We start from the raw sequence: 10,759 nt of genomic DNA, 5'->3' as shown, positions 1-10,759 counted from the left end.
GGCAGGCGTCGCGGAGCCATGCGCGCGGCTCGCCGCGCCGCGCGGCCGGCTGCTCGGCCCGAAACTCGCACGGGACGGCGTGACGGTCGCGCTCGCCGGCCCGTTTTGAACCTTCGTTGAACCTTCGCATTGAACCTTTTGTTACGACAGGACGAATTCCGATGAAAACCGATCCCGAAGCGCATCAGCGGATGACCGAGCGCCGCCGTGCGGGCCACGAGAAGAAGCAGGCCGCCGCGGTCCACGAAAAGGGCCTGCTGATCGTCAACACCGGCAACGGCAAGGGCAAGAGCACGGCCGCGTTCGGCATGGCCGTGCGCGTGCTCGGCCACGGGATGCGGCTCGGCGTCGTGCAGTTCATCAAGGGTGCGCTGCACACGTCCGAGCGCGACTTCCTCGGCGCGGTCGCGCATTGCGATTTCGTGACGATGGGCGACGGCTATACGTGGAACACGCAAAACCGCGACGCCGACATCGCGACCGCGCGCAAGGGCTGGGACGAGGCACGCCGGATGATCGAAAGCGGCGACTACCAGATGGTGATCCTCGACGAACTGAACACCGTGCTCAAGTACGAATACCTGCCGCTCGACGAAGTGCTCGCAACGCTGGCCGCGCGCCCCGCGTCGCTGCACGTCGTCGTGACGGGCCGGCATGCGCCCGATGCGCTGATCGAAGCGGCCGATCTCGTCACCGAGATGCGTCTCGTCAAGCATCCGTACAAGGAGCAAGGCGTGAAGGCGCAGCGCGGCGTGGAGTTCTGAGCGATGCCCGCCTGCCCCGCGCTGTTCGTCAGCGCGCCCGCGTCCGGCCAGGGCAAGACCTCGGTGACGGCCGGCCTCGCACGGCTGCACCGCCGGCTCGGCCGCCGCGTGCGCGTGTTCAAGACCGGGCCGGATTTTCTCGATCCGATGCTGCTCGAGCGCGCGAGCGGTGCGCCCGTGCACGCGCTCGATCTCGGGATGGTCGGTGAAGCCGGTTGCCGCGCACTGCTCGCCGGCGCGGCGCGCGACGCGGACCTGATCCTGATCGAAGGCGTAATGGGGCTGTTCGACGGCACGCCGAGCAGCGCGGATCTCGCGGCTACGTTCGGCGTGCCGGTCGTCGCGGTGATCTCCGCGAAATCGATGGCGCAGACTTTCGCGGCGATCGCGTTCGGCCTCGCGCGGTTTCGCGCGGACCTGCCGTTTCACGGCGTGCTCGCGAACCGCGTCGGCTCCGCGCGTCACGCGCAATTGCTGCAGCAGGCGCTGCCCGGCGACCTGCGCTGGCTCGGACATGTGCCGGCCGATGCCGGCATTGCGCTGCCCGAACGCCATCTCGGGCTGCATCAGCCGCACGACATCGACGATCTCGACGCACGGCTCGACCGCGCCGCCGACGTGCTCGCGAATACGACGCTTGCGGAATTGCCGCCTGCTGTCGCGTTCGAGGAACCGGACGCCACCGAGCCGCTGCCGCGCGCGCTCGCCGGCAAGCGCATTGCGATCGCGCGCGACGCGGCGTTCTCGTTCATCTATCCGGCGAATCTCGCGCTGCTCGATGCGCTCGGCGCGCAGTTGCGGTTCTTCTCGCCGCTCGCCGACGAGCCGGTGCCCGACGGCTGCGATGCGCTATTCCTGCCGGGTGGCTATCCGGAGCTGCACGCGGCAACGCTCGCGGCCAACGCGACGAGTGCGCGGACGATCCGCGCGCATGCGGCGGCCGGCAAGCCGATCGTCGCGGAATGCGGGGGGATGGTGTATCTGTGCGACGCGGTGACGGACCTCGACGGCACGACGACGCCGATGCTCGGCCTGATGCCGGGCACCGCGACGATGCAGCGCCGTTTCGCGGCGCTGGGCATGCAGCAGCTCGACACGCGTACCGGGCCGATGCGCGGGCATACGTTCCATTATTCGCGGCTCGATACGCCGCTTGCGCCGGTCGCGGCTGCGGTGCGGCCGGATGGCGGCGCGGGCAGCGGCGAAGCCGTGTATCGGGCCGGCGCGATCGTCGCGACCTACATGCACATGTACTGGCCGTCGAATCCGCTGGCGACCGTGGTGCTGTTCGATGGCGGGACGATCTGAGCCTGCTTGACTGACGCCCGGCCCGCGATCGCGCAGCGGCGATGCGCGGCGTCGGCGCGAGGTCACACCAGATACGCGTCGGTCAGCTTCACCCAGTACGACGCCCCGGTCGGCAGCGCCGCGTCGTTGAAGTCGTAGCCGGGGTTGTGCACCATGCAGCCGCCCTCCCCGTCGCCGTTGCCGATGATCAGGTAGCAGCCGGGACGCTGCTCGAGCAGGAACGCGAAATCCTCGCTGCCGGTCAGCGGCACCATCCGGTCGATCAGGTTCGCGTCGCCGACCCACTCGCGCGCGACATCCTGCGCGAACGCGGTCATCTCCGCATCGTTGACGAGCACCGGATAGCGGCGCTGGTAGTCGATCGTCGCGGTCGCGCCGAATACGGCGGCCTGCGCGTGGATGACTTCGGTGATGCGCCGCTGCAGCAGGTCGCGCACTTCCGGCTTCAGCGCGCGCACCGACAGGCGCATCTGCGCGCGGTCCGGAATCACGTTCGGCGCATCGCCTGCATGGATCGCGCCGACCGTGACGATCGCCATGTCGAGCGGCGACACGTTGCGCGACACGATCGTCTGCAGTGCGACGACGATCTGCGCGCACACGACGACCGGATCGATCGCCATATGCGGCACCGCGCCGTGACCGCCGCGTCCCTGCACGTCGACGATCACCGTATCCGACGACGCCATGAACGGCCCCGGCAGGAAACCGAACTTGCCCGTCGGGAAGCCCGGCATGTTGTGCATTGCGAAGATCGCATCGCACGGGAACTGCTCGAACAGGCCGTCGTCGAGCATCTTCTTCGCGCCGCCTAGCCCTTCCTCGGCCGGCTGGAAAATCAGGTTCAGCGTGCCCGAGAAGCGCCGCTCGCGCGCGAGATGCTTCGCCGCCGCGAGCAGCATCGCCGTATGGCCGTCGTGGCCGCACGCGTGCATCTTGCCGGGAATCGTGCTCTGGTACGGCAGGCCGGTGGTTTCATGGATCGGCAGCGCGTCCATGTCGGCGCGCAGGCCGAGACGCTTTGCGCCGTCGCCGACCTTCAGTTGCGCGACGACGCCCGTGCCGCCGAGCCCGCGATGCACCGTGTAGCCCCATGCCTGCAGGCTTTCGGCGACGAGGTCACTCGTCACGAATTCCTCGAAGCCGAGTTCGGGGTGCGCGTGGATGCGGTGTCGCATCTCGATCATTTCGTCGGCGAGGCCTGCGGGGATCACGCTGTGCGTCACGGTGTCGTCTCCTGTGTCGGCAGGAGCGCGTGCTTGGGCACCAACTCCAGTCCATGGTTTGCGAGGAATGTGCGGGCAAGCATAGCCGCTCGACAGGCAACCGGATAGACGAATAGTCGTGATTGCGGCAACCGGGAGTTGCCTTTCATCGGTGCGCGTCACCGCCGCGCTCAAGGGGCAGATCGACGGCCTCGTGCGCTTCGGCCTGGCTGGGCACCGGGTCGACATGCCCGCGACCGTGTCCGTGCGCGCCGAGTCGATCCCGGCCATCGTCGCGAGGCTGCAGCGCGACGCCGCCGTGCGCCCGCTCATGCTGGTCGCCCCGCACGTGCCGGCCGATCTCGCCGCCCGCCTGATCGAGCACGACATTCCGTTTCTCGACGCGGCCGGCAATGCGTACCTGAACCAGCCGGACGTGGTCGTGATGATCACGGGCCGGCCGAAACCTGCGCACGCATCGAGCCAGCCGCGGCTGCCGAGCGCTCGCGCGACGACGCCCAAAGGGCTGCGCGTGATGTTCGCGCTCGCGACGCGACCGGGCCTCGTCGCGCAGCCTTACCGCGCGATCGCGGAAGCAGCGGGCGTCGCGCTCGGCACGGTCAACCTCGCGATGGACGATCTCGTCGCACGCGGCCTCGTCGGGCAGCGCCGCAACGGGGAACGTGTGATCGCCGACTGGAAGCGGTTCGTGCAGGAGTGGGTCGCACTCTATCCGAGCCGCCTGCGCGCGAAATTGCCGAGCCGGCGGTTCTCCGCCGTCACGCCCGACTGGTGGCGCGGGTTCGACTTCGCGGCATTCGACGCGCGGCTCGGTGGCGAACCGGCGGCCGACCTGCTGACGCACGACCTGAAGCCTGCCGCGGTCACGATCTATACGCACGGCGCCATTCCGAACCGCCTCCTGCTCCAGGCGCGCCTGCGTCCGGACGCAAACGGCGATGTCGAACTCCTCGAAGCGTTCTGGCTGCCGTCGCCGACGCTCGAGTGGCGCGAGCAGGACGTTCCGCTCGTGCCGCCGCTGCTGATTTATGCGGATCTGGTCGCGACCGGCGACAGCCGCAACCTGTCCACCGCCGAAACGATCCATGACCGATACCTCGCCCAGCCCGGCGCTTGAGATCGCCGCAAGCCGGCCGCTCGAGCCGTCGACCGTCGCGATGCTCGGGTACATCATGGAGGCCTGCGCGCACGTCGGCACCGGCTTCGTCGTGGCCGGCGCCACCGCACTCAGACCGCCCAGTCTTCGAGCGCCAGCCCGTCGACGCGGCTGAATTCACGCGTATTGTTTGTCACCAGCACCGCGTCGGCGGCGATAGCGTGCCCGGCGATTGCCGCATCGTTGGCGCCGATCGGCGTACCACGCGCAGCGAGATCGGCGCGAATGGCGGTCGTCGCCTCGATCGCCGCCGTGTCCCACGGCAGCACGCCATCGAGCCGCGCAATGAATGCGGTCACGAGGTCCGCATGCTTCGGCGACGCCTTCCTGCCGACCGCACCGAAACGCATTTCCGCATACGTGACGGCCGACACGACGATCCTATGCTGCGCGTTGACGCACGACTGCAGCCGGGACAGAACGGCCGCCGGCCGCTCGCGCATGATGAACGAACAGATGTTCGTGTCGAGCATGTAGAGCTTCGTCACCGGCCCGGCTCCGTGGGCGCATCATCGGCGCCGGACAGGTCGAAGCGGCCGGATTCGACCACTTCCGTGCGCTCGGCGAGGAAATCGGCATCCGCGAGCGGCTCGCTCGCGAACGACATCCAGCTCGGCCGCACGGGACGAAGCAGCAACGTATCGCCCTCGCGACGAATCTCGAGTTCCGTCACCCCTTCGAACTCCATGTCCTTCGGGATGCGGATCGCCTGGTTGCGGGCATTCTTGAAAATGGAAACGGTGCGCATGATCCACCCCCGGGAAAAACGATGCGCCCATTCTAAACATATGTCGGCATATGTCAATGCAGATTTATGTTTCTCGGGCGCCGTGCGCCAGTCTGTCGCGTACAAGGTTTTTTCCATTGGGGTGCCATCCACGGTGGTTCAGGTGATGTGCACCATTTTTCATGCCCGCGCACGTTCAGTCCATTGACCGGATGGCCAACGAGCGTACGCCGCCGCGCCGTCACCAGTTGTATTTCGCGGTCGCGAGCACGGTGCGCTCGTTGCCGAACAGGCAGACGGACGACGACTGGCAGCCGCTGATGTAGTGGCGGTTGAACAGGTTCGTCGCGTTCACCGCGAAACGCCAGTTGCGCACGTCGTAATGGATCGCCGCGTCGAACAGCGTGTAGCTCGCCACCGTCAGCGAGTTGTCCGGCGCGCCGGCCGACGCGCTCTGGTAGCGCACGCCGCCGCCGAGCCCGAAGCCCGCGAGCGGCCCCGTGTGCCACGTCCAGTCGGCCCACAGCGACGCCATCTGGCGCGGGCGCGGGATGTCGACCGGCCAGTTGTTCAGCGACGCGTCGTTGGCCTGTACGTTCTTCACGTCCTGATACACGTACGACGCGATCACCGACAGGTTCGGCGTGACCTTGCCGGTCGCGCTCAGCTCGATCCCGCGCGAGCGCACCTCGCCCGTCTGCACCGACGTCGTGTTCGTATCGTCGAGGTTCGTCGGCGTCGGCGTGAGCACGTTGGTCTGGTTGATCTGGTAGATCGCCGCGTTGAGCATCAGGTTCTTGCCGGGCGGCTGCCAGCGCAGCCCGAGCTCGATCTGCTTGCCGCGCGTCGGCTGCGCCAGGCCACCGCCGAACATCTTCACACCGATCAGCGGATTGAACGACGTCGCGTAGCTGATGTACGGCGACAGCCCGTAGTCGCCCTGGTACGTGAGCCCGACGCGCCCGGTGAACGCGCTGACGTCCGCCTTCGACTGCGTGCCGGCCTCGCGGTCGTCCTGGCGCATGTTCACCCAGTCCTCGCGGCCGCCGAGCGTCAGCGTCCAGCGGTTCCACCTGACCTGGTCCTGCGCGTACACGCCGAACGTGTTCATCGCCGTGTACGTGTTCGTGCGGAACGTGGTGGCCGGATTCGAGAACACCGCTGTCGTCACCGGTGTGTAGACGGGGTTGTAGAGGTTCAGCACGGGCGCCGCCGCGAGCCACTCGCTGTCGGTCGACGTTTGCCGCGTGTACTGGAAGCCGAGCAGCAGCGTATGTTCGAGCGGACCGGTGCCGAAGCGTGCCTGCGCGTTGTTGTCGATGTCGAAGCGGCTGTAGTTCATCTGGAACACGCCCGCCCAGCGCGAGATGTCGGTCGTGCTGCCGTCGGCGAAGCCGTTGCCGAACACCGAGCCGTTGTCGAGCGACAGGTGCATCCAGCGGACGTTCTGGCGTACCGTCCACATCGAATTCAGATTGTGCTCGAACCGGTAGCCGAGCGACCACTGCTTCTTGCGGTAGTAGTTGAAATCCGGATCGCCCGAATAGACGTCATGGTCGAGCTGCCCGTGCGGGTTCGGCAGCACCGTGCCCTGCGCGGGCAGGAAGTTCGACGAGATGTCGCCCCAGTCCTGCAGGTAGGTCGCCGACACCGTCAGCGACGTGTCCGCGTTCGGCCGCCAGCGGAACGACGGTGCGAGCGCGACGCGCTGGTCCGCGTTCGGGCCCGTCAGCGCGTTGCCGTCGCGCGCGACGCCGACGAAGCGGTACGCATACTTGCCGTCCGCATCGAGCTTGTCGCCGATGTCGAACATGAACTGCTTGCGCGCATAGTTGCCGACCTCGACACCCGCTTCACGCACGCGCTCGCCGTCGGCCTGCTTGGTCTGCACGTCGACGATCGCGCCCGGGTCGCCCGCGCCGTACAGCACCGATGTCGGCCCGCGCAGCACGGTGATGCTGTCGATCATGTACGGATCGACGCGCCAGCTCGCGAGGTTGATCGTATTCGGCACCTGCAGCCCGTCGACATATGCGGTCGGCGTGAAGCCGCGCAGTGCCGCATACCAGTCGGAGCGGTTGTCCGAGCCGAACGACGAGAAGCCCGGCACGTAGCGCAGCGCCTGGTTCACGTCGGTCGCACCGGTCATCTCGATCTGCTGCGCGGTCACGACGTTGATCGTCTGCGGAATCTCGTTGATCGGCGTATCGGTTTTCGTGCCGGTCGCGCTGCGCCGTGCGACGAGACCGACCGTGCCGTTGCCCACCGCCGCCGCGTTGACGTTGATCGCCGGCAGCGTGCCGCTCATCGCACTGCCTTGCGTGCCGCCTTGTGTTCCGCCTTGCGTGGCCCCCCTCGCACTGTCTGCCGACGCTGCGGTGCCTGCGTTCGCAGCCGGCGCCGTCTGCGCGATGGCCTGCCCCGACGCCGCACCGAACGCCACGCTCGCCGCGGCCGCGATCGCACGCAAACGCGTGCCTGTTGCCCACTCCATCTTGCTCTGCTCCACTTGTCATGCGGTCTCCCGACCGCGCCTCTGTCAAAGCGCGAAGGCCATCCGGCCCGCGCTCACCCCGCTTTTCTGTCGTTTTCACAGGGGTGACGAACGACGCCGCCGTTTTTTTACCTTTTCGCGTGCAATCCGCTTGCGATGGCCACCCGGGCCGCGTCGCGTGCGCCATTTCACCGGCGCTGAATCACGGGCGTTAAATATTTGCGGCGCCCATTCGTCTATTCGTCAGAAAAGCCGCGGGTCCGTCGCGCCACCGGCCGCAATCCCCGCTTTCGTTCCCGCTTTCACCCCCGCATGTTTTCCTGACCGACGTTGCCGATGACAGCCGCCCACGAGCCTTCTCTCCCGCAGTCCAGTCCACCTGCTGCCGATGCCGCCCCGCCCGCGCGCCCGGCCGCCCGCCTGATCCTTGCGTTGCTGCGCGAAAGCCGCGCCGCGCTCGCACTCGCACTCGTCGCGTGCGTGCTGAACGGCGTCGCGAGCGTGCTGCTCGTCGCGACGCTAAACCGCGCGCTCGCGCCAACGGCCTCGGCCGATGCGGCACTCGCGTGGCGCTTCGCGCTGTGCGCAGTGACCGCGCTCGTCACGCGGATCGTGTCGGGCGTGCTGTTCGCGCGGCTGTCGCAGGACACGATGGCGCGGCTGCGCGCGCATCTCGCGCGCCGTGTCGGCGCGGCCGAGCTGCGCGACATCGAGCGCATCGGCGCGGCACCCGTGCAGTCGGTGCTGACCGACGACGCGACCAACGTGTCGATGCTGTTCTTCGCACTGCCGAACCTCGTGATGCACGGCTCGATCGTGTTCGGCTGCCTCGGCTATCTCGCGTGGTTGTCATGGCCCGTGTGCGTGCTCGCGCTCACGGCGATCGTCGCGGGCTCGCTCGGCTATCACACGGGCGACCGCCGCGCGATCGCGTCGCTCGAAGCGGCCGGCCGCGCGCAGGACCGGCTGTTCGGCTATCTCGGCGCGCTGTTCTCCGGCGCGAAGGAGCTGAAGCTGCACGACGCGCGTGCACGCCAGTTCGTCGACGGCCAGCTCGGCGCGGCGATCGGCGAAGTACGCGACCACCGCCGCCGCGCATTCAGCGCGTATGCGGTCGGCGTCGGCTGGATCATCTTCCTGTTCTATGCGTTCCTCGGTGCGGCTGCGTTCTGGCCGCAGCTCGGCGTGCATGCTGATCCGGGCGCGGCGGCCGGCTACGTCGTCGTGTTCCTGTTCATGCTGGTGCCGCTCGACGGCCTGCTTAACAACCTGCCGACCGTCAACGCCGCGCGCGTATCGCTCGCGCGCATCGAGGACGTAATGGCCGAGTTCGGCGCGCTGCGCACGGCGTCGCCCGCAAGCAGCCCGCCCGACGTCGCACCTGAAATCGCACCCAACGTCGTGCCCAATGTCGCATCCAGCATCGCACCCAACATCGCGCCCATCGGCACGATCGCGCTGCGCGGCGTCACGCACGCGTATTTCCACGAGCGCGACGAGCGGATGTTCCGCATCGGGCCGATCGACCTGACGCTCGCGCCCGGCGAGCTCGTATTCATCGTCGGCGGCAACGGCAGCGGCAAGACCACGCTCGCGAAGGTGCTGACGGGGCTGTACGAGCCCGAGGAAGGCACGATCGACGTCGACGGCCGGCCGATCGGCTGGCGCGAGCGCGCCGCGTACCGGCAGCGCTTCAGCGCGGTGTTCAACGATTTCCACCTGTTCGATGCGCTGCTCGGGATCGTAGATCCTGACGATCCCGAGCGCGCGCAAGCCGATGCGCGCGCGAACGCGCTCGTTGCGAAGCTCGCGCTCGATCACAAGGTGCAGGTCGTCGACGGCGCCTTCTCGACCCGCGCGCTGTCGACCGGACAGCGCAAGCGGCTCGCGCTCGTCGTCGCGTATCTGGAAGACCGGCCGTGCTACCTGTTCGACGAATGGGCGGCCGACCAGGACCCGGCATTCAAGGCCGTGTTCTACGAACAGCTGCTGCCCGAGTTGCGCGCGCGCGGCAAGGCGGTGGTCGTGATCACGCACGACGACCGCTATTTCGATCAGGCCGACCGCGTGCTGAAGCTCGACAACGGGCAGATCGTCAGCGATACACGGCCGGCGCGGCAGCGGGTCGATGCAGTGCGCGAAGTAAGCGCGTAGTCGTCATTTCGGCGGCAGCCCGAGCAGCGTATCGGTCATCACGTCGGCGAGTTTCAGCGCCGACATCGGGCCGCCAAAGCCCCAGATGTTGCGCTCGACGAGCGCGATCCGGCGGGCACGCCGCGCAGGCACGTATTGCCAGACCGGCGAATCGAGTTTTGCGGCGAGCGGCATGTCGATGCCGCTCGCGGTCACGAACAGCACCGCCAGGTCGCGCTGCGCGAGCAGGTCTGCCGAGCTCACGTAGCGCGTGCCCTCGCGGGTCGGCTGGTTCGGCCACAGCTCGAGACCGAGTGCACGCGCGAGCCCGGCCGCCGTGCTGTTGCCCGTATACGCCCAGTAGCGGTCGGGCAGCCCGAGATCCTGCAGCAGCGCGACGCGTTCGCCGCGCCGGCCCGCTGCCGCGAGCCGCTGCGCGTTGCGCGCGAGGCCGGCGTCCAGCTGCGCGTCGACCGCCTGCGCGCGCGCACCGCTCGCCGTAACGGCGCCGATCGTGCGGAAGATCTGCCGGGTCCAGTCGAGCTGCGTGACGGGCACGCCGCGTTCGTTCACGTTCGGGCTGAACTGGAACAGGATCGTCGGCGCGATCCGGTCGAGCGCGTCGAAAATCGGCGCATGCCGGAAGCCCACGCCGATGATCAGGTCGGGCTTCACCGCGGCAATCGCCTCGAGCCCCGGCTCCTGCCGTGAACCGACGTCCATCACGTGCGCGAAGCGCGCGTTGTCGTAGCCGAGCCAGCCCGGATAGAACGCGGTGTCGACCATCCCGACCGGCGTGATGTCGAGCGCCGCGAGGCTTTCCGCGAACATGAATTCGAGCGCGACCACGCGCCGCGGCCGCGCCGGCATCGCAGCGCTCGCCTGCGAAACGACCGGGTTGCCGGCCAGCGACACGCAGGTTGCCGGATGCCGAGCAGACCCGGCATCGAC

The 10,759-nt window shown here is 68.2% G+C and carries 10 protein-coding genes; 5 read left to right on the top strand and 5 right to left on the bottom strand.

Translation table 11 applies throughout. The features are described from left to right. The 3 genes from G3N94_RS36845 to G3N94_RS36835 form a co-directional block, all read left to right on the top strand. A partial coding sequence (locus G3N94_RS36845) for a cobalamin biosynthesis protein (RefSeq protein WP_205799155.1) occupies positions 1–109 on the top strand: 109 nt, incomplete at its 5' end. Positions 110–161: 52 nt separating this feature from the next. After that, positions 162–764 (top strand): cob(I)yrinic acid a,c-diamide adenosyltransferase, encoded by a 603-nt coding sequence (cobO, locus tag G3N94_RS36840; protein ID WP_205799151.1) that lies wholly within the window; start codon positions 162–164, stop codon positions 762–764. A gap of 3 nt (positions 765–767) precedes the next feature. Beyond that, positions 768–2,072: a cobyrinate a,c-diamide synthase gene (locus tag G3N94_RS36835; protein WP_205799150.1), complete on the top strand. Its 1,305-nt coding sequence runs from the start codon at positions 768–770 to the stop codon at positions 2,070–2,072. Positions 2,073–2,134: 62 nt separating this feature from the next. Here G3N94_RS36835 and G3N94_RS36830 read toward each other — a convergent pair whose 3' ends face one another. Then, a complete protein-coding gene (locus G3N94_RS36830; protein WP_205799149.1) occupies positions 2,135–3,298 on the bottom strand; it encodes a M20 aminoacylase family protein in 1,164 nt (387 codons plus the stop codon). Positions 3,299–3,449: 151 nt separating this feature from the next. Here G3N94_RS36830 and G3N94_RS43320 point away from each other — a divergent pair, with 151 nt between their 5' ends. Then, positions 3,450–4,415 carry a type IV toxin-antitoxin system AbiEi family antitoxin gene (locus G3N94_RS43320; protein WP_346778768.1) on the top strand — a complete coding sequence of 322 codons (966 nt, stop codon included), beginning with the start codon at positions 3,450–3,452 and terminating at the stop codon, positions 4,413–4,415. A 110-nt stretch (positions 4,416–4,525) separates the two neighbouring features. Here G3N94_RS43320 and G3N94_RS36820 read toward each other — a convergent pair whose 3' ends face one another. The 3 genes from G3N94_RS36820 to G3N94_RS36810 form a co-directional block, all read right to left on the bottom strand. Next, positions 4,526–4,942: a PIN domain-containing protein gene (locus G3N94_RS36820; protein WP_205799148.1), complete on the bottom strand. Its 417-nt coding sequence runs from the start codon at positions 4,940–4,942 to the stop codon at positions 4,526–4,528. Then, entirely contained in the window at positions 4,939–5,202 is a 264-nt protein-coding gene (gene vapB / locus G3N94_RS36815; RefSeq protein WP_205799153.1) for a type II toxin-antitoxin system VapB family antitoxin, read from the bottom strand. The genes G3N94_RS36820 and vapB overlap by 4 nt, the downstream gene beginning before the upstream one ends. A gap of 220 nt (positions 5,203–5,422) precedes the next feature. Further along, positions 5,423–7,675: a TonB-dependent siderophore receptor gene (locus G3N94_RS36810; RefSeq protein WP_205799147.1), complete on the bottom strand. Its 2,253-nt coding sequence runs from the start codon at positions 7,673–7,675 to the stop codon at positions 5,423–5,425. Between the two features lie 336 nt (positions 7,676–8,011). Between G3N94_RS36810 and G3N94_RS36805 the strand changes: the two genes are divergently transcribed. Further along, positions 8,012–9,829: a cyclic peptide export ABC transporter gene (locus G3N94_RS36805; RefSeq protein WP_205799146.1), complete on the top strand. Its 1,818-nt coding sequence runs from the start codon at positions 8,012–8,014 to the stop codon at positions 9,827–9,829. Positions 9,830–9,832: 3 nt separating this feature from the next. Here the strand turns inward: G3N94_RS36805 and G3N94_RS36800 are convergent. Next, a partial coding sequence (locus G3N94_RS36800) for an iron-siderophore ABC transporter substrate-binding protein (RefSeq protein WP_346778767.1) occupies positions 9,833–10,759 on the bottom strand: 927 nt, incomplete at its 5' end.

This window comes from Burkholderia sp. Ac-20353, from assembly GCF_017104785.1.
Taxonomy (GTDB): Bacteria; Pseudomonadota; Gammaproteobacteria; order Burkholderiales; family Burkholderiaceae; genus Burkholderia.
This window is presented reverse-complemented; position numbering and strand designations above follow the sequence as displayed.